Source organism: Amycolatopsis sp. NPDC006131 (genome assembly GCF_040614175.1).
GTDB classification, from domain to species: domain Bacteria; phylum Actinomycetota; class Actinomycetes; order Mycobacteriales; family Pseudonocardiaceae; genus Amycolatopsis_E; species Amycolatopsis_E tucumanensis.
On sequence record NZ_JBEXTX010000009.1, the window covers coordinates 19,156 to 38,906 of the forward strand.

Below are 19,751 nucleotides of genomic sequence, written 5' to 3' on the forward strand. Positions count from 1 at the left end.
ACGGATGGCTCCCGGGAGTTTTCAGGCGGCCGCCGGGAGATCGGCGGACACGAGGCGGAACGACACGGTCTGCCCAGGCCGGGCCTGGGCCATCACCGGCAGGTCGTCGGTCAGCACCACACCGATGACCGGGTATCCGCCGGTCACCGGGTGGTCGGCGAGGAACACCAGCGGCAGCCCCGATGGCGGCACCTGGATCGCGCCCGGCACCATGCCCTCGCTGAGCAGCTCGCCCTCGCGGGCGCGCTCCAGGACGGGGCCGGTGAGCCGGACGCCGACGCGGTTGCTCTCCGAGGTCACCTCGTAGGTCGCCGTCGCGAAGGTCTTCAGCGCCTCCGCGGTGAACCAGTCGTCCCGCGGGCCGGGCATCACGCGCACGGTCAGCGCGAACCCGGCCGGGTCGGGCACCGGCGCGACCTCGACCGAGGGCAGCGGGCCGCACTCGTCGTCGCCGATCGGCAGCTCGTCGCCCTCGCTCAGCGCGGCGGGGCCGAGCCCGGCCAGCAGGTCGGTCGAGCGGGACTCCAGCACCTTGTCCACGCCGATCCCGCCACGCACGGCGACGTAGGTGCGCAGCCCGGAGGTCGGCGCCCCCAGCGTCAGCTCCTCGCCTGGCCAGACGGTGAACGGCGCGTTCATCGCCTCACCGCGGCGGCCCCGCCGGATCGGGCACGGCGCGCCGGTCACCACGACCCGCGCCACCTGCCGGAACCGCAGCACCAGGCCGCCGAACGTGGTTTCCAGCACCGCGGCGCCGTCGAGGTTGCCGACGAGCCGGTTTGCCAGTGCGGCCGACCGGCGGTCGGCCGCCCCGGACCGGCCGACCCCCAGGGCGGCCAGTCCGGGACGTCCCAGGTCCTGCACCGTGGTCAGCGGACCCGGCCGCACCACCTCGATCATCGAACCTCCCGGAAGCGGATGCGGGTGCCGGGCCGCAGCAGGGCGGGCGGACGGCGGGCCGGGTCCCACAGCGGGACCTCGGTCCGGCCGACCAGCTGCCAGCCACCCGGCGAGGACCGCGGGTAGATGCCGGTGAACTCACCGGCGATGGCGACCGCCCCGGCGGGCACGTGCGTCCGCGGCGTGGCCCGCCGCGGCAGGTGCAGTTTCGGGTGCAGCCCGGTCAGGTAACCGAAACCGGGCGCGAACCCGCCGAACGCCACCGTGTACTCGGCGGCGGTGTGCATTTCGACGACGCCGTCCGCGCCGAGGCCGGTGTGCTTGCCGACCTCGGCCAGGTCGGCGCCGTCGTAGTACACGGGAATTTCCACCAGTTCGCCGCGCATCGCCTGGGCGGGCACCGGTTCGGTGCCCGTCAGCAGCTCCGCCAGCTCGCCGGCGCCGATCACGGCCGGGTCGAAGCGCACCAGGAGGGTGCGCGCCGCAGGCACCAGTTCCGTCACGCCGTCGGGACGAGGGTCGGACAGCGCGGAGTACAGGCCGAGCACCGCGTCGATCCCGCCGGTGTCGCCGACGTCGACCAGCAGCGCCTGGTCCCCGCATCGCCGGATGTTCATGCGAAGCTCCGCACCTCGACCCCGGCCGACACCAGGGCGGCCCGGGCCGCGGCGGCCAGTTCCACCGCGCCCGGGGTGTCGCTGTGCACGCACAGCGAACCCGCCTGGAGTGGGATGACCGTGCCGTCCACGGCCACCACCTCGCCGTCCCGCACCAGCCGGACGCACCGCCGCGCCACCTCGTCCGCGTCGGTCAGCACCGCCCCCGGCTCGCGCCGGGGGAGGAGCCGCCCGTCGGGCGAGTAACCGCGGTCGGCGAAGGCCTCGGCGATGGTGGTCAGCCCGGCCTCGGCGGCACGCGCCAGCCACCGGGACCCGGGCTGCCCGAGCACGGGCAGCGTCGGGTCGTACTGCCACACCGCCTCGGCCACCGCGCCCGCCTGCTTCTCGTGCGTGGCGATGGCGTTGTACAGCGCGCCGTGCGGCTTGACGTAGGCGATCTCGCCGCCCGACGCGCCGGCCAGTGCGTCGAGCGCACCCAGCTGGTAGAGGATCTCGTCGATCAGTTCGACGGGGTCCACGTCGAGGAACCGGCGGCCGAACCCGGCCAGGTCCCGGTACCCGACGTGGGCTCCGATGGTGACCCCGCGCTTCACCGCCGCCTCGCAGACGTGCCGCATGGTCGAGGGGTCACCGGCGTGGAAGCCGCAGGCCACGTTGGCGCCGGTCACGACGTCCAGCAGGGCTTCGTCATCGGCGATCCGCCAGGCGCCGAACCCTTCGCCCACGTCGCAGTTCAGGTCGATGGTGGCGGTGGTCGCGGGGGCGCTCATCGTGCGACTTCCACCGTGTCGGCCGAGGTGACGACCGGCTGCTCCTCGGGCGCCCGGCGGCTCAGGGCGACACCGATGCCCGTGACGATCGCGGTCACCAGGACGTAGAGCGCCACGGCGAACCAGGAGTCGTAGGCGTCGAGCAGGGCGGTGAAGATCAGCGGAGCGACGGCGCCACCGACCACACCGGCGAGGGTGTAGGCCAGCGAGCTGCCCGTGTAGCGCAGCCGCTCGGTGAACTGCTCGGTGATCATCGCGGCCTGCGGGCCGTAGAGCAGGGCGTGGATCGCCAGCGCGACGACCATGCCGACCGCGATCGCCAGGTAGGACTTGGTGCCGGCCAGCGGGAAGAACAGGAACGGCCAGACACCGGCGGCGATGGTGCCGATCGCGTAGAGCTTGCGGCGGCTGACACGGTCGGAGAGCGCACCGGCGGCCGGCATCAGGAACAGCTGGAACGCCGAACCGATCATGACGGCGGTCAGGCCCTGGCTGCGGCTCATGCCCAGCTCGCTGGTCATGTAGGTGAGGACGAAGACGGTGAACAGCGAGTACAGGACGTCCGGGCAGATGCGGATCAGGATGCCGGCGATCAGGGCACGCGGCTCCTGGGTGAAGACCTCCTTGATCGGGGCCTTCGGCTTCTCGCCCTGCTCGGCGATCTTCTTGAAGACCGGGGTCTCCTCCAGCTTCATCCGCAGCCACAGGCCGAACAGCACCAGGACACCGGAGAGCAGGAACGCGATGCGCCAGCCCCAGGACTCGAACGCGGCGGTGGTCATCACCGCGGCCAGCAGCGCGATCACACCGTTGGCCAGCAGGTTGCCCGCCGGCGGGCCGATCTGGGCCGCCGAGGCCCAGAAACCGCGCTTCTTCGGATCGCCGAACTCACTGGACAGCAGTACCGCGCCGCCCCACTCGCCACCGACACCGACACCCTGCGCGAACCGCAGCGCCACGAGCAGCACGGCCGCCCAGCCGCCGATCGCCGCGTGGGTGGGCAGGATGCCGATCAGGAAGGTGGCGATACCGGTCAGCAGGAGGGTGAACACCAGGACCTGCTTGCGGCCCAGCTTGTCGCCGAGGCGGCCGAAGATGAACCCACCGAGCGGGCGGGCGAGGTAACCGACGGCGTAGGTCGAGAAGGCCGCCATGGTGCCGGCGAGGCTGTCACCCGAGGGGAAGAACAGCTTGCCGAACAACGTCGCGGCCGCCACGGAGTAGGCCGCGAAGTCGTAGTACTCCAGAGTGGTGCCGGACAGGCTAGCCACGAACGCGCGGCGCAGTGAGCGCTTGTCCGTGGGCTCAGTCGAAGCGGTCATCACGGTGTCCATCCATCGAAGGGGAGTGAGGTAGGTCATGAAGTTAGGGATTGTTGAACGATCCGTCAATACTTTCGAGGAACATGGACACCGCTTCGAAGCGTCTGGATAGACTTTTCGTAGAACAAGTCGCAGGTTGGACCGTCCTTCGATGGACTGGTTAAGTTTCCGTTACACGGTCCGACCCCTGATGAACCGGAGGCCCAGCGTGACCACCGACGCCGAGTCCATGGGCTCGATCCTCAGCACCGGGCTCGAAGCCGACCGCCTGTTGCTGGGCCGCACCAGCACGGCCGAACGGCTGGCGGACATCCTGCGGGGGCGCATCACCGAGGGCTTCTTCGAGCCCGGCAGCCGGCTCTCCGAGGAGGCGATCGGCGGGGCGCTCGGCGTCTCCCGGAACACCCTGCGTGAGGCGTTCCGGTTGCTCACCCACGAGAAGCTGCTGGTGCACGAGCTGAACCGGGGCGTCTTCGTGCGGCGGCTGTCGGTCGAGGACGTCATCGACCTGTACAAGGTGCGCAAGCTCGTGCAGTGCGCCGTGCTGCGGGAGATCACCAGTCCGCCGGGTGACAAGCTGCAGGCCGTGGAGGCCGCCGTCGCGGACGGCGAGGACGCGAAGAAGCGTCAGGCCTGGCGCGAGCTGGGCACCGCGAACATCCACTTCCACCAGGCGCTGATCACGCTCGCCGGCAGCCCGCGGGTCGACGAGCTGGTCCGCGGGCTGCTCGCCGAGCTGCGGCTGGTGTTCCACGTGATGGCCGACCCGCAGCCGTTCCACGAGCCGTACCTGGAGCGCAACCGGGAGATCCTGGAGACGCTGCGCACCGGCGACGGCCTCACGGCGGAGCGGCAGCTGGCCGCGTACCTCGACGACGCGGAGGAGCAGCTGGTCGAGGCCTACCGCCGGGTGATGTGAGCGCGGTTCCGGCGCGGGCGGCACTTCGCCCACGCCGGAAGCGGGGTCAAGCCGAGATCTTGAGGTCCTTCAACAGCTTCGCGACGTGGCCGGTCGCCCGGACGTTGTACATCGCCTTCACGATCGTGCCCTCGGGGTCGATCACGAACGTCGACCGGATCACGCCCTGCACGATGCGCCCGTAGTTCTTCTTCTCGCCGAACGCGCCCCACTCGGTGAGGACCGTCTTGTCCGGATCGGACAGCAGCGGGAACGTCAGCTGCTCCGCCTCGGCGAACTTCGCGAGCTTCTCCGGCTTGTCCGGCGAGACGCCGAGCACCTGGTAGCCGGCGCCGTCGAGTTCGCCGAGGTTGTCCCGGAAGTCGCAGGCCTGCTTGGTGCACCCCGGCGTGCCCGCGGCCGGGTAGAAGTAGACGACGACGTGCCTGCCCCGGAAGTCCGACAGCGAGACCTGCTTGCCCGTGCTGTCGGGAAGGGTGAAGTCGGGGGCCTTGTCGCCGGCGGTGAGCCGCTGCGGGTCAGTCATGCCCCGAGCGTATCCGGGCGAGGGTCAGGCCGGCCCGCAGTACACGGCGATCACCGGGCTGGTCGCCGTCGGGCGCAGCGTCAGCCGCATCTCGGCCGGCTCCGGCGGCGCGGTGAAGGCCAGGTTCAGGCGCACGTCGCGCCCGGGCTGCACGTCCTTGCCCGCGTCGACGATGCCGCTGTAGCCCTGCGTGGAGTCCACGACCTGCTTCGACGCGACGTCCCCGACGGTCGCCGACACGCTCAGCCCGGACAACCGGTACGGCTGGTCACCCTCGTTGCGGATGATGATCTCGAACGCGACCGCCCGGTCGCTGCGCGGATAGGCGCTGTTGCTGGGCTTGAACGGTTTCGGCGCGGACACCGACACCGCGACCCCGTCGTCGAACCGGTACTGGCCGCCGAAGTCCAGGGTGCGCAGCGCGGGGACCGCCTGCTGGATCGCGACATCACCGCCGGTGCTCGTCGACCCGCCCTCGACCTGCGCCGGCGCACCGCAAGCGGTCACCGCCACCAGGACGAGGGCGGCCATCGCGTGCCTCGGGGTGCGCACAGGGGCCACTTCCTCACATCTTCGGCTGCCCGGCCGGCTGGTCCGTTCGGGGTAGGTATTTCCGCCGGGCGCGCTCCACTCTGTCCCTAGTCGCGGGCGGGTGCGAGTCACGGCGCGGGGTTGACGCGGACCTGGTGTCGGGCTGTGGCCGATCCGTGATCGGCGGGCCACCAGCCGTGATCACGCTCACCCCCGATGGGGTCACACGGCCATCGCGAGGAAGAGGATGAAGGTGCCGCAGCCGACCAGCCAGGCGACGATCAACCAGCCGAAGTCGCGCCACGGGTCCACCGTGTGGTTGTCCTCGCCCGGCACGTAGACGCCGCGTTGCTCGAACCAGTCCGCCACGCTGCTCACCCACGACAAGGGGTTGCGGCCAGCCACGCTGTCACCTCCGGAACTGCGCGATGCGGCTCACAGTATCGGGTCGCCTCAGCCATCGGCTCGTCACGGTGCGTACGACATTTGGCCCAATGGCTGTGACCTCGATCACGACCTGAGGCAACGAACTGATAACAACAGTAATCATGTCGCGGGCAGTAAGCGGATTTGGAGAGGTTCAGCGTGACGAGCGACGACAAAGACACTCGACCGAGTGCCACGACGCGGCAGATCAGCGTCGCGGAGTTGCTGCGCAGGGAAGGCGTCACGCAGGAGTTCACCGCGGTCAAGCTGCCGAAGGAGCCCGTCGACGACTCCGGCATCACCCCGGAGATGGCCGACGCGCCCACCGTGCGCATCCCGGCGGCCAGCATCCTGCGCCGGGAGAGCGAGCCGGGCAGCCGGTGGGACAAGCGCAAGGCAGGCCGCATCGGCGCCCTCGCCGCCGGTGTGGCGGCGCTGGCCGGGGTCGCGGTCAGCACGCTGACCACCGGGCAGCTGCACGACGCCGCGGCGCCGGGCGGCGCGGGTGGCGGCCCGGACACGAGCACCGGTCACACGCCGACCAGCACGATCGCCGCCCCGCAGCAGCAACTGCTCGCCAGCAGCACGCCGACCTCGACCAGCGCCGAGCTGCCGCCGTCCGGCAGCGCGTCGTCGCAGGCCCAGACGCCGGCGGCGCAGAACGGGACCAGCAGCGCGAGCAGCCAGGCGCGCACCAGCCAGTCGACGGCCGGTGGCACCACGGCGGCGCCGACCACCTCGCAGGCCGCCCCGGCGCCCGCCGTCAGCACGACGACCGGCTCCGGCAGCGCCGAGACCACGTCCCCGGAGACGACCACGCCGCCGGAGACCACGACCGAGCCGAGCTCCCAGCAGCCGAGCAGCTCGCCCGGCACGACCCAGCCGACCACCAAGAAGAACGACGGCCTGGTCGGCGGTCTCCTCGGTGGACTCGTCGGCGGTCTCCTCGGCGGCTGACCACCCCTCACCACGGCGAAGGCCACTCCCGGCGGGAGTGGCCTTCGGTCGTTTCAGCGGGGCATCCGCCGCCAGATCGCCCGCGGCAGCAGCCGCATCAGGAAGAACACCGGCCGCAGCACCGGCGGCACCCACACCTCGCCCCGTCCCCGCCGCAGCGCGCGGACCGTCGCCGTCGCGACCTGTTCCGGCGTGCTGGAGAACGGGGCGGGCGACATGCCCTCGGTCATGCGCCCGACGACGAAACCCGGGCGCACCAGCAGCAGCCGCACGCCGCTGCCGTGCAGGGCGTCGGCCAGGCCGCTCGCGAACCCGTCCAGCCCGGCCTTCGCCGAGCCGTACACGTAGTTCGCCCGCCGCACCCGGACCCCGGCGACCGAGGAGAACACCACCAGCTGCCCGCTGCCCTGCGCGCGCAGCAGGTTCGCCAGCTCCGTCAGGATGCTCACGTGCGCCACGTAGTCCGTGTGGATCACGGCCATCGCGTGCGCCGCGTCCCGTTCGGCCCGCTCCTGGTCGCCCAGGATCCCGAACGACACCACGACCGTCTCCAGTGGACCGTGCTCGGCGACGATCCCGTCGAGCACCTCGCGGTGCCGGGCCACGTCGTCCGCGTCGAACTCGACGCGGACCACCTCCGACGCGCCGGCCCGGCGCAGCGACGCTTCCTCGGAGTCGAGGTCGCCGCTGCGCCGGGCCGCCAGCACGAACTTCCGCCCGCCGTCCACGAGTTTCCGTGCCACGGCGAGCCCGATCTCACTGCGCCCGCCGAGCACCAGCACCGTTCCGCTCACGCCGGGCAGTCTGCCCGACCGTCAGTGGGCGGCGCGGCCCGACCGGTGCATCCGCCAGCGCGACGGGCGGTGGTGGCCGGTCTGCGGTCCCGTCTGGGCCGCGGTCTGCTGCGGCACCGGGCGGGTCGGGACGTCCGCGTTGCCCGGCACGTTGTCACCGGTCACCACCGGCTGCTGCGTGGTGGTGGCGGTGTCGGTGGACTCGACGTGCACCTTCTTGCGCGCCGGCATCACGGCCATGATCAGGCCGAGCACCGCGGTCGCCCCGTGCAGCCAGTTGTCGGCGGTGTTGAGGTTGAGCGGGTTGCCGAGACCGGACACCGGGTTGGCCGAGATGACCCCGGTGATCATCAGGCCCCAGATCGTCACCAGGCCGAACCCGATGAACAGGACCCAGCCGTAGGTGCGGGCCGAGGCCGATGTCGCGGCGAACAGCAGGCCGAGCACGCCGACCACCACGTGCACCAGGTTGTGCAGCGGGTTGATCATGAAGCCCATCAGCATGTGGTCCGTGTTGCCGGTGAAGTCACCGAACCCGGTGCGCACGAACCCGACGATGCCGATCGCGAGGTAGACCAGACCGACGAGCGCGGCGAGCACCTGGACCGGCTGGAAGCCGGCCACCCGGACGCGGGCGTGTTCCGAACGAGACATGTCGCCTGTCCCCTTAATCCGACGGTCACCACGATTGCGTGATGTGCCCAACGGGTTACCCGGGGGTGGAATCGGGCAAACTCACCGCACGAGCCGCCCGAGCAGGGCGGATGCGACGGCGATGGCGATGACGGCGGAGCCGGCGAGCACCCCGAAATCCACCCATACGTGGTCCGCGGTGCCGATCAGCAGTCCCCGCAGGGCATCCACTTCGTAACTGAGCGGGTTGACGTGGCTGAGCACGCGCAGCCAACCGGGCATCAGATCCACCGGGTAGAGCGCGTTCGACCCGAAGAACAACGGCATCGTGATCGCCTGCCCGATGCCCATCAGCCGTTCGCGGGACAACACGAGCCCGGCGATCACGATCGACAGGCAGCAGAAGAACGCCGATCCGAGCACCACGGCGAGCGCCGCGCCGGCCAGCTTCAGCGGGTTCGCGGTCAGGCCGACGCCCAGTACCGCGGCGAGGATCAGCACGATCACGGCCTGCGCGAGTGCCCGCACCCCGGCCGCGAAGGCCTTGCCGGTGACCAGTGCCGCGCGCGGCGTAGGCGTGACGAGCAGCTTGCCCAGCACGCCGGCGTCGCGTTCCCAGATGATCTGGATGCCGTAGAAGATCGCGATGAACAACGCGGACTGCGCGAGGATCCCCGGGGCGAGGAAGTCCAGGTAGGGCGTGCTCCCGGTGGGGATCGCGCGCAGGCGGGTGAAGGTCTCGCCGAAGATCAGCAGCCACAGCGCGGGCTGGATCGCGCGGGTGAGGAGTTCGGCGCGGTCGCGGCGCAGCTTCTGCAGTTCGACCAGGCACATCGTGCCGACCCTGGACAGCAGGCGGCGGACGGCGCCCGGATCAGCCGAGGCGGCGGGCGGTGCGGCGAGCGGCACGGACATCGCGGATCCCTCCCTTGTCTGCGTCGTCGAACGCGTCACCGGTGACCGCGCGGAATACGTCGTCCAAAGTGGACCCGGGTCCGAGTTCGGCCCGCAGTTCCGCCGGGCTGCCCAAAGCGCGGATCTTGCCGCGGTGCATGAGCGCGACCCGTTCGCAGTGCTGCTCGGCCTCGTCCATGTAGTGCGTGGTCACGAGCACCGTCATGCCGGTGTCGGCGCGGACCTGCTCGATGCGTTCCCAGACGCTGGAGCGGGCCACCGGGTCGAGCCCGATGGTCGGCTCGTCGAGTATCAGCAGCCGGGGCGCGCTGACCAGCGCCTGTGCGAGTTCGAGGCGGCGGATCATGCCGCCGGAGTAGGTCGAGGCGGGGCGGTCGGCGTCGCTGCGCAGACCGACGGCGCCCAGGGCGTTGTCGACCTGCTCGGCGCGTTCGCGGCGCGGGACGTCGAAGAGGCGGGCGAACAACGCGACGTTCTCCCGTCCGCTGAGCGCGCCGTCGGCGGAAAGTTGTTGCGGCACATAGCCGATGAGCCGCCGCACGCGCATCTTGCGGCGCGCGGCGTCGAGCCCGAACACCTCGACCGCGCCGGCTTTCGCGGGCAGCAGGGTGGTGATCATGCGGATGGTGGTGGTCTTGCCCGCGCCGTTGGGTCCGAGCAGTCCGAAGATCCGGCCCGTCGGGATATCCAGGTCTACGCCGTCGACGGCGACCGTGTCGCCGAAGGCGTGCCGGAGCCCGGCGCAGCGCACCGCGGGTGTGGTCATCTCTCCTCCTGGATCGCGGCGATCAGCCGGCCGAGAGCGGGCAGGGCGGCCTCGATCGCGTCCCGGTCCCCGGCGGGCAGGGTCGCGATCGCGTCGGCCACGAAGCCGGTGCGGGTGCGGCGCCATTTGGCCAGCCGGGCCCGCGCCGCGGCGGTGAGTTCGAGCCGTGCGGCCCGGCGGTCGTCCGGGTCGACGTGGCGGTCCAGCAGCCCGGCGTCGACGAGCTGGTTGACGAGCGTGCTGACGGAGTTCCCGGCGAGGTGCAGGGCACGAGCAGCCGCGGCGACGCCGATGCCGGGGTGCTCGTGGACCACGCGGAGCAGCTCGACCTGCGCCGGGCGCAGGGGCGCGTGCGGCAGGGTGTCCCGCACGCGCCTGCGGACGACCCGTCGCAGCGCGGCCGTCGTGGTCATCAGGTTCTCGGCCAGTTCCCGCACGTCGCCCAAGGTAGCTCTGTTTAAGAGCTGTTAGCAACGCTCACTAATCCGGCGATCCGGAGGAAACGGAGTGTTCGCCCGGCCGATCAGGGCAGGTGGAAGACGGCGCCGGGAGCCGCGTACGCGACCGGCCCTTCGAAGCGCGCCGCCGCGCGGGTGACGGCGTCGGCCGGCGTGAGGAACGGCCCGACGTGCGTGACGATCAGCCGCCGCACCCCCGCGCCGGCCGCGGCCTCGCCGGCGTCCTCCGGGGTGTGGTGCGCCTCCGAAGGCTCCGGGCCGTCCGCCTCGCACAACAGCGCGTCGCAGTTCTTGGCCAGGCTGGTCACCGCGGGGCAGGGCGCGCTGTCGCCGGAGTAGGCCAGCGAAGCCGCGCCCGTCTCGATGCGCACGCCGAACGCGGGCATGCCGTGCTCGACGGCCGCGGCGGTGAACGTCATCGGCCCGATCTCCGCCCGGTGCCCGTCGGACAGCTCGTGCACGGCGAAAGCCCGCTCGACCGGGCTGCGCGACGGTCCGTTGGTCAGGAAGCCGGCCAGCCGGTCGGCGATCCCGGGCGGGCCGAACAGCGGGATCGGCGCGGGCAGCTCGACGTCCGCGAACAGGGCGCCGTAGTACGCGGTGAGCAGGTCGGCGCAGTGGTCGGCGTGCAGGTGCGAGATCCAGATGCCGGCGAGCCGGTCCAGGCTGGTGTGGCGGCGCAGCTCGGCGAGCGTGCCGGGGCCCGCGTCGAGCCACACGTGCGTCTCGCCGCTGGACACCAGGTAACCGGAGCACGGGTTGCCCGGCTCGGCGTAGGGCGTGGCGGAACCGAGGACCGTCAGGCTGAGATCGCTCACCGGGCCGAGCTTAGCCTGCGTATCATGATCGACAAGTCGACAACTCTACTGTGGACGGAAACACCCGTCCGGGTAACGGACCGCCCTCGCTAAAGTCCTGCGGGTGAGTACCGGAATCTCCACACTGGCGAGTCAGTGCCCAGCGCTGTCCCGGACGAGGGCGCTGGCGAGCTGGGTCGGCGACGGGAGACCCGTTACCCCCAAAGGAGTTCTGCGTCCCGCCGACGTCCCCTCGGTCGCCGGGGTGCTCGGGGTCGAGGTCGGCGAGAAGGTCCGCTCGGCCGCGGACGTCGTCACGATCCACCGGCCGTGGGTGGCCGCGGAAGGCGCGGGCCTGATCGAGGTCGGCGTCGCGGAGGCGGTCGCGCGCCCGCCGCACGACGATCCGGCGCAGCTGTGGCTCAAGGGGCTCGACGCGGTCCTGCGCGCCGAGTCGGCCGATCCGCGCCGTCGCGGGGCGTTCGCGATGTGCCGGGCGGTGCTCACCGCGCTGGCCAACGGCCCGCTGCTCGACGACCTGGTGTTCTCGGTGCACCGTCTGCTCAAGGGCAGCGAGGACGGGGACGCGGTCGCGTCGAGCTTCGGCGGCACGGACCTGTTCCCCCTCGACGCGGCGCTGGACGTGCTGACCGAGTTCGGCGCCCTCGACGCCGACCGGAAGGTGACGCCGCTGGGCCAGTGGGCGCTCGACGAGTGGGCCGCTCGTGAACCGCGACCGGTCACGCCCGGGCTGCGCGCCGCCCAGCTGCTGAGCCGTCTCGCGCCGCTGCCCGCCGACGAGGCCTGGCGGCAGGCGCTGCGCTGGTTCGAGGGCAGGCGCCCGGTCGACGGCGCCGCGCAACTGCTGCACGCCGCGGAGTTCGCGTCCCCGGTCGAACGCGTCGCGGCGATCGAGGTGGTCGCCGGCTTCGGCGACGAGGTGCTGCCGGCCTGGCACGTCGCCCTGGGGTACCGCAATGTGCGCCCGCACGCGGCGGCGATGCTGGAGATGTGGGACGACGGTCCGGGTCTGTCCGAATCGGAGCGCCGGCGGCTGGTCACCGAGTACGCGTTGTCGGCGCGGGAACGCAGCGGGGTCGAGGAGGCCTACCACTACGTGCGCGACCGCGGCGGGCCCGGCGCGCTGGAGCCCGAGGCCACGGCCTTGCGCCGCGAGCTGCAGGCGTTCGCGGAAACCGTGAAGCTGGCCGTCTACCAGCTGAAGGTCACCGTGACCGGCCGCAAGCCGCCGCAGTGGTGGCGGTTGGTGATCCCGGCGAGCGTGACGCTCGGCGTGCTCGCCGAGGCGCTCGACGCGGACGGCGCGGAGCACCACTTCGAGGCCGACGGCGTCCGCTACGCCGACCCGTTCTTCGGCCTCGGCGAGGATCGCGACGAACACGACGTGCGGCTCTCCCACGTCCTGGTGCGGCCGGGCACGAGCCTGCGGTTCTTCCTCGGCGCGGAGGAGCACTCCGTCACGTGCGAGAAGATCCTCGACCCGGATCCCGGCCTGACCTACCCGCGCTGCACGAGCGTGTCCAAGGTCGGGGAAAGCGCTTCCGCACGCAACAAGCGCCTGGCCGCCGTGCGCATCCCACACCCCGCGCACCCCTGGTGATCAGTCGTCCGCTCGCGCGCCGGCGTGGCGGGCTAGCCGATCCGCCAGTGCCCGGACCAGGTCGCGGAGTGCGCTGGGCTGCTCGATGACGAACGGCTGATCGAGCGCCGCGAGCAGGGGCGGTATCCAGTCGAGTCGCTGCGCCCGGATCCGCGCCCGAACCCAGGGATCGCCGCTGGTGATCGTCTCCAGCGACGCGACGGACGGCGGGAAGACGGAGCGGATCCGCTCGGGCGTCGACCGGATCCGCACGGACACCTCGTGCTCGTACGGCGTCTCGGCGAGGGCGCCGAGCACCCGCTCGGCGGGATCGAACCCCGCCGGCACGTCGAACGTTCCCGCGGCGATTTCCACAGTCCTGATCCGGTCGACCCGGAACGTGCGCACCTGCCCGCTGGCCGAGTCGAAGCCGCTCAGGTACCACCGCCCGGAGTGCGCCACCACCCCGTACGGGTGGACGACGCGTTCGCTGGCGCCGCCATGGCCCGCGGTGTAAGCGATTTCGACCGGCCGGCGATCCCGCGCTGCCTCCGCCACGGTGAGCAGCACCCCGGCCTCCGCCGTGAGCGCCGGCCGTGGCGGCGCGGTGAAGCCGGCGATCTCCAGCAGCGCGTCGAGCCGCCGCCCGACGGCGTCGGGCAGCACCCGCCGGATCTTCGCGACCGCGCTCTCGGCGGCCGCGACCGACGTGGTGATCAGGCCGGCCCGCCGCCCCGCGACCAGACCGAGCAGGACGGCGAGCGCCTCCTCGTCGGTGAGCATCAGCGGGGGCATGCGGTAGCCGGGCGACAGCCGGTACCCGCCGTGCCGTCCGCGCACCGTGCGGACCGGGACGTCGAGGTCGCGGAGGTGATCGACGTAGCGGCGGACGGTGCGCTCGTCGACGTCGAGCCGCCCGGCGAGCTCGGCCACGGTCCGGGTCCCGCCGCTCTGGAGGATCTCCAGCAGGGCCAGCACGCGGGCGATCGGCCGGGTCACCCGAAGATCCTCGCAATACCGGGCGGATCCTGTCCACTATCGCCCCTAGCGTGGCCGGTGTTCCTCCGAGAAGTGCAGAAAGGACCCGCCGTGCAGCTCGTCTCTGTCCGTGTCATCACCAGCGACGTCGCCCGTCTTGCCGAGTTCTACGAGCAGGTGACCGGCCTCCGCGCGCGGTGGCTCGCCGAGCAGTTCGCCGAGTTCCCCGGTTCCGCGTGCACGCTCGCGATCGGCGGCGCCGAGACGATGTCGCTGTTCAGCCCGGGGGCTGCCGTGCCCGAGTCGAACCGTTCCGCGATCCTCGAGTTCCTCGTCGAGGACGTGGACCGGGCGTACGAACGGCTGACGTCGCTGGCGGTCGTCCCCGAGATCGTGCAGAAGCCGACGACGATGCCGTGGGGCAACCGCTCGCTGCTGTTCCGCGACCCCGACGGCAACCTGGTCAATCTCTTCGCGCCGCTCACCGAAGAGGCCAGGGCCAGGCTCGCCCGTTGACGACCGGCCGTCAGCCGCGAGCCAGCCGCTCCAGGATGAAGCCCCGCAGCCCGTCCAGGTCCGTGTCCACGGCCACCTCGACGCGCCCCGGCGCGACGTCGCCTTCCGCGTCCGCGCGCAGCGCCTGCCGCCGCCGGTCGACCAGCGTCGCGCCGCGGGCGGGGCCCATCGAGCACTCCACGTCGATCGGGTAGCTCTCCGTCCGCAGGATCCCGGGCCGGATCGCCTCCGCCACCGCGACCGCGTCGTGCAGCACGATCCCGTCCCACCCGAGCGCCTTGCGGTAGTGCGCCAGGTAGTCCGGCGTCAGCGCCTCCAGCGCTGCGCCGATCGGCCCGGACGCCGCGAGCTTGCCCAGCCACGCGCTGTCCACCGCGCACCGGTAGGTCAGGTCCATCGGCACCAGCACGCACGGCACCGGCTCCTCGACCAGGACCCGCCGCGCGGCCGCGGGGTCGCTCCAGATGTTGAACTCCGCCGCGCCCGTGGTGTTGCCGCCGGCCAGCCCGCCGCCCATGACGACGATGCGCGCGATCTTCTCCCGCACCTCGGGGTGCGCCGCGAGCAGCAGCGCGATGTTCGTGAGCGGCCCGATCGGCGCGATCGTCACCGGCTCCGCGGCCGCCTCCAGCAGGGAAACCAGCAGGCTCACCGCCCCGCCCGGCTCCAGCGCGCGGTCCGGCTCGGGCAGCGCGGCCGACCGCCCGGACAGCCCGTCCGAGCCGTGCACGTGGCTGGCCCGCTGCAGTTGCTCGTGCACCAGCGGCCGCGCGGCGCCGGCCGCGACCGGGACGTCCGCGCGCCCGCACAGGGCCAGCACGCGGCGCGCGTTCAGGGTGGTCGCCTCGAGCGGGACGTTGCCGAAGACTGTGGTGACCCCCAGCAGTTCGACGTCCTCGCTCAGCGCGGCCAACGCGATCGCGAAGGCGTCGTCCACGCCCGGGTCGGTATCGATGATCAACGGAGTCGGCATACTGTCAACCTATGACGTCCATGTGGGGATCGCCGGTGCTGTCCCGGGTGCAGGCCTGGCGCCGCGCCCGGCGCGACCCTCGTCAGGCGAAGTTCCTGACCGCCGACTCGCTGCGCTGGGTCCTGCGCAACCGCGCCTACACGCCGTGGTACCTGGTGCGGTACTGGCGCCTGCTCAAGTTCCGGCTGGCGAACCCGCACATCATCCTGCGCGGCATGGTCTTCCTCGGCAAGGACGTGGAGATCCACTGCCGCCCCGGTTACGGCCGCCTGGAGATCGGGCGCTGGGTCCACATCGGCGACGGCAACGCGATCCGCTGCCACGAGGGTTCGCTGCGCATCGGCGACAAGGCGGTCTTCGGGCGCCAGAACGTCGTCAACTGCTACCTCGACATCGAGCTCGGCGCGGCCACCCTCGTGGCCGACTGGGTCTACATCTGTGACTTCGACCACGTCACCACCGACATCAACCTGCCGATCAAGGACCAGGGGATCGTGAAGACCCCGGTGCGCATCGGGCCGGACACCTGGATCGGCACGAAGGTGTCGGTGCTGCGCGGCACGCGCGTCGGCCGTGGTTGCGTACTCGGCGCGCACGCCGTGGTGCGCGGCGACATCCCGGACTACGGCATCGCGGTCGGCTCCCCGGCGCGCGTCGTGCGCGACCGCCGCGCCGACTACGAAGCCGACGCCGAACGCCGCGAAGCCATCGCCGACATGGCCCGCAAGGCGAACAAGGCGCTGCAGAAGACCCTTGAACAGAGCTAGCGCCGCGTAGCCGCTCCGTTGAGGGTGGCGGTGGGCGAGGGGCCGGCCCGGGTTTAGCGGGTCGCGAGTGCGGTCAGCGCCGCGCGCACCCGCTCCCGGATGGCCTCGTCGCCGACGAGACCGTCCGCCCCGATCGCCTCGCGCGGCACGGGAATGTGCACGCAGGCCTCCTCGACGATCCGCGTGCCCAGGTAGCCGAGCACGGTCCGCAGCGACTCGTGCGCCCCGGCGGCGCCGGTGACCGACGACGACACGTTGATCCACGCCACCGGCTTGCCGCCCATCGCGTCCGAACCGACTGCCCAGTCGAGCAGGTTCTTGAACGACCCGGGCAGCGCGCCCGCGTACTCCGGTGTGCAGAACAGCACCGCGTCCGCTTCCTTGAGCTGTCCGCGGAGGTCGGCGACGGCGTCCGGGAGCGGGTCCCGGTCGTCGTCCGGATCGAAGTGCGGCAACGACCGGAGCCCGTCGTAGACCTCGACGACCGCGCCCTCCGGCGCGATCGCCTGCGCGGTGGCGAGCATCGCCGAGTTGGTCGAGCCCGCCCGCGTGCTCCCGCTGACGGCCAGGATCCGGAAGAGCGTCGTCATGCGCCCACGCTATCCCTTGGGCACCGCCGGGTACGGGACGAAGGTGCTGGTGTTCTCGTCGACCGTGAGCTGCTTGCCGATCGTCGGGAACGCGCGCTGCGGGCAGGCCGGCCGTTCGCACACCTTGCAGCCCATGCCGATCGGCGTCGCGGCCGCCTTGACGTCCAGGTCCAGACCGGTCGAGTAGATGAGCCGCCCGGCGTGCCGGAGTTCGCAGCCGAGTCCGACGCTGAACATCTTGCCCGGGCTGCCGTAGCCGCCGATGTTGCGCGACACGGTCCGCGCGATCCAGAAGTAGCTCTTGCCGTCCGGCAGCGTCGCGATCTGGGTGAGGATCTTGCCCGGCGAGCTGAACGCCTCGTAGACGTTCCACAGCGGGCACGACCCGCCGACCCGGGAGAAGTGGAAGCCCGCCGCGGACTGCCGCTTCGACATGTTGCCCGCGCGGTCCACCCGCACGAACGAGAACGGCACGCCGCGCCGCTTGGGCCGCTGCAGGGTGGACAGCCGGTGGCACACCGTCTCGAACCCGACGCCGAAGTGGTCGCACAGCCGCTCGATGTCGTAGCGGAAGCTCTCCGCCATGGACAGGAACGGGCCGTAGGGCAGGATCAGCGCGCCTGCGAAGTAGTTGGCAAGACCCACCCGCGCCAGCGACCGCGCGGCCGGGCCGGAGAACGCCCACGAGTCGGCCAGTTCGGTGATCAGGTCGTCGTACTCCAGCAACGCGATCTGCGAAGCCATCCGGAACGCCCGCTGGCCCACCCGCAGGCTCGGCGCGAGCCGGAGGATCTTCGAGTCGGGGGAGTAGCGGTGCTGCTCGCCCGTGGCCTCGTTGATGCCCTCGGTGGTCACCTGCACGCCGTAGTGGTCGGCGAGCCGGTCCTGCAAAGTCTTGTGAACGCCGCCGCGGCGCAGGCCGATGTCCTCGGCCATCCGCTCGGCGCGTTCGTCCAGCTCGGCGACGTAGTTCTCGCGCTCGTAGAAGAAGTCGCGGACCTCCTCGTGGGGCAGGGGCGCGGCGGCGCTGCCGTGCGGGCCCGTGCCGTTCTCGGTGACCAGCGCGGCCGTGCTCTCCACCGCCGCCCGGTAGCTGCGGTGCAGCCGCACCAGGGCCTGCGCGATGGTCGGCAGGTTGGTGGCCAGCTCGTTGAGCTCGCTGGTGGTCGCCTCGATGCCGAGCGACTCGTCGAGCAGCGCTTCGCGCACGTCGGCGACCAGGCGGCTGGTGTCGTTGTTGGCGAAGAACTCGGTGTCGACCCCGAACGCTTCGGTGATGCGAAGCAGCACTGGAACGGTCAAGGGACGCGAGTTGTGCTCGATCTGGTTCAGGTAGCTGGGGCTGATTTCCAGCAACCTGGCCAGGTCCGCCTGGCTCATCGACCGGCTCTCGCGTAGGTGGCGCAGCTTCGCGCCGGCGAAAGTCTTCTCCACGACAGGCCCTTCCCGAGGATCTTTTCCCGACCGCACCGATCACGTGACCGATTCAGTCCACGAACTTTGCAGCGGCTGCGAAATCTCGTTTCGCAACCTTCACAACATGCTACGCCAAAATTTGCAGAAATTGGCAAATTGGAGCGCTGGCGGTGTTTGCGCAGCGCATGTCATGGTCGATCCAAGCAAGCGAGTCATCGCAAAGTTCGCAAAGGTGGAGAACTCCCATGGCAGAGCAGCCCAACGAGTTGCAGCAGGAAGCCGCGAAGCTCGAGCAGCAGTGGGCGTCGGACCCCCGGTGGAAGGGTGTCAAGCGCTCCTACAGCGCGGCCGACGTGGTGAAGCTGCGGGGCAGCGTCGTCGAGGAGCACACGCTGGCCCGCCGCGGCGCCGAGAAGCTCTGGAACCTGCTGCACACCGAGGACTACGTGCACGCCCTCGGCGCGCTGACCGGTAACCAGGCCGTCCAGCAGGTGCGCGCCGGCCTGAAGGCCATCTACCTGTCCGGCTGGCAGGTCGCGGCCGACGCGAACCTCGCGGGCCAGACCTACCCGGACCAGAGCCTGTACCCGGCCAACTCGGTGCCGGCCGTCGTCCGTCGCATCAACAACGCGCTGGGCCGCGCCGACCAGATCAACTGGGCCGAGGGCAACAACGACATCGACTGGTACGCGCCGATCGTCGCCGACGCCGAGGCCGGCTTCGGTGGCCCGCTGAACGCGTTCGAGCTGATGAAGGGCATGATCGCCGCCGGCGCCGCGGGTGTGCACTGGGAGGACCAGCTCGCGTCCGAGAAGAAGTGCGGCCACCTCGGCGGCAAGGTGCTGATCCCGACCAAGCAGCACGAGCGCACCCTGAACGCGGCCCGCCTCGCGGCCGACGTGCTGAACGTGCCGACCCTGGTCGTCGCCCGCACCGACGCGCAGGCCGCGACGCTGATCACCAGTGACGTGGACGAGCGCGACCAGAAGTACATCACCGGCGAGCGCACCTCCGAGGGCTTCTACAAGGTCCGCAACGGCATCGAGCCCTGCATCGACCGCGGCCTGGCCTACGCCGAGTACGCCGACCTGCTGTGGATGGAGACCTCCACGCCGGACCTCGAGGTCGCCCGCCAGTACGCCGAGGCGATCAAGGCCAAGTACCCGGACCAGATGCTGGCCTACAACTGCTCGCCGTCGTTCAACTGGAAGAAGCACCTGGACGACGCGACCATCGCGAAGTTCCAGCGCGAGCTGGGCCACATGGGCTACAAGTTCCAGTTCATCACGCTGGCCGGCTTCCACGCGCTGAACTACTCGATGTTCGACCTGGCGCACGGCTACGCCCGCGAGGGCATGACCGCCTACGTCGACCTGCAGGAGCGCGAGTTCGCTTCGGAGGAGCGGGGCTACACCGCCACGAAGCACCAGCGCGAGGTCGGCACCGGCTGGTTCGACCTGGTCAGCACCGCGCTGAACCCGGAGAGCTCGACCACCGCGCTCACCGGTTCCACCGAAGAAGCCCAGTTCTAGAAGAAGTCGCGAGCGGCCAGGGCGCGCTCGCCCTGGCCGCCTCGC

Annotated in this window: 23 protein-coding genes; 6 read left to right on the forward strand and 17 right to left on the reverse strand. The window is 71.4% G+C overall.

Features of this window, described 5'->3' with window-relative positions:
- Positions 1–21: 21 nt before the first annotated feature.
- From ABZ215_RS07805 to ABZ215_RS07820, 4 genes are read right to left on the reverse strand one after another with little or no spacing between them, the layout of a single operon-like run.
- Positions 22–900 carry a biotin-dependent carboxyltransferase family protein gene (locus ABZ215_RS07805; protein WP_027931981.1) on the reverse strand — a complete coding sequence of 293 codons (879 nt, stop codon included), beginning with the start codon at positions 898–900 and terminating at the stop codon, positions 22–24.
- Positions 897–1,517: a 5-oxoprolinase subunit PxpB gene (pxpB, locus tag ABZ215_RS07810; RefSeq protein ID WP_020422447.1), complete on the reverse strand. Its 621-nt coding sequence runs from the start codon at positions 1,515–1,517 to the stop codon at positions 897–899. Before pxpB ends, ABZ215_RS07805 begins: the two co-directional genes overlap by 4 nt.
- Positions 1,514–2,290: a 5-oxoprolinase subunit PxpA gene (locus tag ABZ215_RS07815; protein ID WP_354948614.1), complete on the reverse strand. Its 777-nt coding sequence runs from the start codon at positions 2,288–2,290 to the stop codon at positions 1,514–1,516. Before ABZ215_RS07815 ends, pxpB begins: the two co-directional genes overlap by 4 nt.
- Positions 2,287–3,612: an MFS transporter gene (locus tag ABZ215_RS07820; protein WP_235716282.1), complete on the reverse strand. Its 1,326-nt coding sequence runs from the start codon at positions 3,610–3,612 to the stop codon at positions 2,287–2,289. Before ABZ215_RS07820 ends, ABZ215_RS07815 begins: the two co-directional genes overlap by 4 nt.
- Positions 3,613–3,820: 208 nt before the next feature.
- On the opposite strand from ABZ215_RS07820, the gene ABZ215_RS07825 reads away from it, so the two are divergent.
- A complete protein-coding gene (locus tag ABZ215_RS07825; RefSeq protein WP_020422450.1) occupies positions 3,821–4,531 on the forward strand; it encodes a GntR family transcriptional regulator in 711 nt (236 codons plus the stop codon).
- Positions 4,532–4,577: 46 nt separating this feature from the next.
- Here ABZ215_RS07825 and bcp read toward each other — a convergent pair whose 3' ends face one another.
- The 3 genes from bcp to ABZ215_RS07840 form a co-directional block, all read right to left on the reverse strand.
- Positions 4,578–5,057: a thioredoxin-dependent thiol peroxidase gene (bcp, locus tag ABZ215_RS07830; protein ID WP_020422451.1), complete on the reverse strand. Its 480-nt coding sequence runs from the start codon at positions 5,055–5,057 to the stop codon at positions 4,578–4,580.
- A 24-nt stretch (positions 5,058–5,081) separates the two neighbouring features.
- A complete protein-coding gene (locus ABZ215_RS07835) occupies positions 5,082–5,609 on the reverse strand; it encodes a hypothetical protein (RefSeq protein ID WP_237339959.1) in 528 nt (175 codons plus the stop codon).
- Between the two features lie 201 nt (positions 5,610–5,810).
- On the reverse strand, positions 5,811–5,993 hold the full coding sequence (locus ABZ215_RS07840) for a hypothetical protein (RefSeq protein WP_017987385.1): 183 nt from the start codon (positions 5,991–5,993) through the stop codon (positions 5,811–5,813).
- A gap of 180 nt (positions 5,994–6,173) precedes the next feature.
- On the opposite strand from ABZ215_RS07840, the gene ABZ215_RS07845 reads away from it, so the two are divergent.
- Positions 6,174–6,971 carry a hypothetical protein gene (locus tag ABZ215_RS07845; protein WP_020422454.1) on the forward strand — a complete coding sequence of 266 codons (798 nt, stop codon included), beginning with the start codon at positions 6,174–6,176 and terminating at the stop codon, positions 6,969–6,971.
- A 53-nt stretch (positions 6,972–7,024) separates the two neighbouring features.
- Here ABZ215_RS07845 and ABZ215_RS07850 read toward each other — a convergent pair whose 3' ends face one another.
- The 6 genes from ABZ215_RS07850 to ABZ215_RS07875 form a co-directional block, all read right to left on the reverse strand.
- On the reverse strand, positions 7,025–7,765 hold the full coding sequence (locus ABZ215_RS07850) for an SDR family NAD(P)-dependent oxidoreductase (RefSeq protein WP_354948616.1): 741 nt from the start codon (positions 7,763–7,765) through the stop codon (positions 7,025–7,027).
- Between the two features lie 21 nt (positions 7,766–7,786).
- A complete protein-coding gene (locus ABZ215_RS07855; RefSeq protein WP_027936527.1) occupies positions 7,787–8,419 on the reverse strand; it encodes a DUF4383 domain-containing protein in 633 nt (210 codons plus the stop codon).
- A gap of 81 nt (positions 8,420–8,500) precedes the next feature.
- Positions 8,501–9,313, reverse strand: coding sequence for an ABC transporter permease (locus ABZ215_RS07860; RefSeq protein ID WP_354948618.1), 813 nt, complete (start codon positions 9,311–9,313; stop codon positions 8,501–8,503).
- On the reverse strand, positions 9,273–10,079 hold the full coding sequence (locus ABZ215_RS07865) for an ATP-binding cassette domain-containing protein (protein ID WP_354948620.1): 807 nt from the start codon (positions 10,077–10,079) through the stop codon (positions 9,273–9,275). Before ABZ215_RS07865 ends, ABZ215_RS07860 begins: the two co-directional genes overlap by 41 nt.
- The gene (locus ABZ215_RS07870; protein ID WP_354948623.1) at positions 10,076–10,525 is read right to left on the reverse strand and encodes a MarR family transcriptional regulator; all 450 of its coding nucleotides are present in this window, start codon (positions 10,523–10,525) and stop codon (positions 10,076–10,078) included. The genes ABZ215_RS07865 and ABZ215_RS07870 overlap by 4 nt, the downstream gene beginning before the upstream one ends.
- Before the next feature lie 77 nt (positions 10,526–10,602).
- Entirely contained in the window at positions 10,603–11,355 is a 753-nt protein-coding gene (locus ABZ215_RS07875; protein WP_354948625.1) for an MBL fold metallo-hydrolase, read from the reverse strand.
- 103 nt (positions 11,356–11,458) lie between these two features.
- On the opposite strand from ABZ215_RS07875, the gene ABZ215_RS07880 reads away from it, so the two are divergent.
- Positions 11,459–12,955: a hypothetical protein gene (locus ABZ215_RS07880; RefSeq protein ID WP_354948627.1), complete on the forward strand. Its 1,497-nt coding sequence runs from the start codon at positions 11,459–11,461 to the stop codon at positions 12,953–12,955.
- Here ABZ215_RS07880 and ABZ215_RS07885 read toward each other — a convergent pair whose 3' ends face one another.
- Positions 12,956–13,933 carry a YafY family protein gene (locus ABZ215_RS07885; RefSeq protein WP_354948629.1) on the reverse strand — a complete coding sequence of 326 codons (978 nt, stop codon included), beginning with the start codon at positions 13,931–13,933 and terminating at the stop codon, positions 12,956–12,958.
- Between the two features lie 90 nt (positions 13,934–14,023).
- On the opposite strand from ABZ215_RS07885, the gene ABZ215_RS07890 reads away from it, so the two are divergent.
- Positions 14,024–14,428 carry a VOC family protein gene (locus ABZ215_RS07890; RefSeq protein ID WP_237338449.1) on the forward strand — a complete coding sequence of 135 codons (405 nt, stop codon included), beginning with the start codon at positions 14,024–14,026 and terminating at the stop codon, positions 14,426–14,428.
- A gap of 10 nt (positions 14,429–14,438) precedes the next feature.
- On the opposite strand, the gene ABZ215_RS07895 is transcribed toward ABZ215_RS07890, so the two are convergent.
- A complete protein-coding gene (locus tag ABZ215_RS07895) occupies positions 14,439–15,401 on the reverse strand; it encodes a nucleoside hydrolase (protein WP_354948632.1) in 963 nt (320 codons plus the stop codon).
- Positions 15,402–15,412: 11 nt separating this feature from the next.
- Between ABZ215_RS07895 and ABZ215_RS07900 the strand changes: the two genes are divergently transcribed.
- Entirely contained in the window at positions 15,413–16,168 is a 756-nt protein-coding gene (locus tag ABZ215_RS07900) for an acyltransferase (RefSeq protein WP_237338447.1), read from the forward strand.
- A gap of 53 nt (positions 16,169–16,221) precedes the next feature.
- Here the strand turns inward: ABZ215_RS07900 and ABZ215_RS07905 are convergent, their stop codons facing one another.
- Entirely contained in the window at positions 16,222–16,758 is a 537-nt protein-coding gene (locus ABZ215_RS07905; protein WP_354714244.1) for an NADPH-dependent FMN reductase, read from the reverse strand.
- Between the two features lie 9 nt (positions 16,759–16,767).
- Entirely contained in the window at positions 16,768–18,192 is a 1,425-nt protein-coding gene (locus ABZ215_RS07910) for a short-chain fatty acyl-CoA regulator family protein (protein WP_354948634.1), read from the reverse strand.
- A gap of 227 nt (positions 18,193–18,419) precedes the next feature.
- On the opposite strand from ABZ215_RS07910, the gene aceA reads away from it, so the two are divergent.
- The gene (aceA, locus tag ABZ215_RS07915; protein ID WP_020422468.1) at positions 18,420–19,706 is read left to right on the forward strand and encodes an isocitrate lyase; all 1,287 of its coding nucleotides are present in this window, start codon (positions 18,420–18,422) and stop codon (positions 19,704–19,706) included.
- The last annotated feature ends 45 nt before the right edge of the window (positions 19,707–19,751 follow it).

Bases quoted from the DNA above. Each gene is read 5' to 3' on its own strand.
- pxpB (WP_020422447.1), bottom strand. From the start codon at position 1,517: ATGAACATCCGGCGATGCGGGGACCAGGCGCTGCTGGTCGACGTCGGC.
- ABZ215_RS07805 (WP_027931981.1), bottom strand. From the start codon at position 900: ATGATCGAGGTGGTGCGGCCGGGTCCGCTGACCACGGTGCAGGACCTG.
- ABZ215_RS07820 (WP_235716282.1), bottom strand. From the start codon at position 3,612: ATGACCGCTTCGACTGAGCCCACGGACAAGCGCTCACTGCGCCGCGCG.
- ABZ215_RS07860 (WP_354948618.1), bottom strand. From the start codon at position 9,313: ATGTCCGTGCCGCTCGCCGCACCGCCCGCCGCCTCGGCTGATCCGGGC.
- ABZ215_RS07900 (WP_237338447.1), top strand. From the start codon at position 15,413: ATGACGTCCATGTGGGGATCGCCGGTGCTGTCCCGGGTGCAGGCCTGG.
- ABZ215_RS07905 (WP_354714244.1), bottom strand. From the start codon at position 16,758: ATGACGACGCTCTTCCGGATCCTGGCCGTCAGCGGGAGCACGCGGGCG.
- aceA (WP_020422468.1), top strand. From the start codon at position 18,420: ATGGCAGAGCAGCCCAACGAGTTGCAGCAGGAAGCCGCGAAGCTCGAG.
- bcp (WP_020422451.1), bottom strand. From the start codon at position 5,057: ATGACTGACCCGCAGCGGCTCACCGCCGGCGACAAGGCCCCCGACTTC.
- ABZ215_RS07895 (WP_354948632.1), bottom strand. From the start codon at position 15,401: ATGCCGACTCCGTTGATCATCGATACCGACCCGGGCGTGGACGACGCC.
- ABZ215_RS07865 (WP_354948620.1), bottom strand. From the start codon at position 10,079: ATGACCACACCCGCGGTGCGCTGCGCCGGGCTCCGGCACGCCTTCGGC.
- ABZ215_RS07815 (WP_354948614.1), bottom strand. From the start codon at position 2,290: ATGAGCGCCCCCGCGACCACCGCCACCATCGACCTGAACTGCGACGTG.
- ABZ215_RS07855 (WP_027936527.1), bottom strand. From the start codon at position 8,419: ATGTCTCGTTCGGAACACGCCCGCGTCCGGGTGGCCGGCTTCCAGCCG.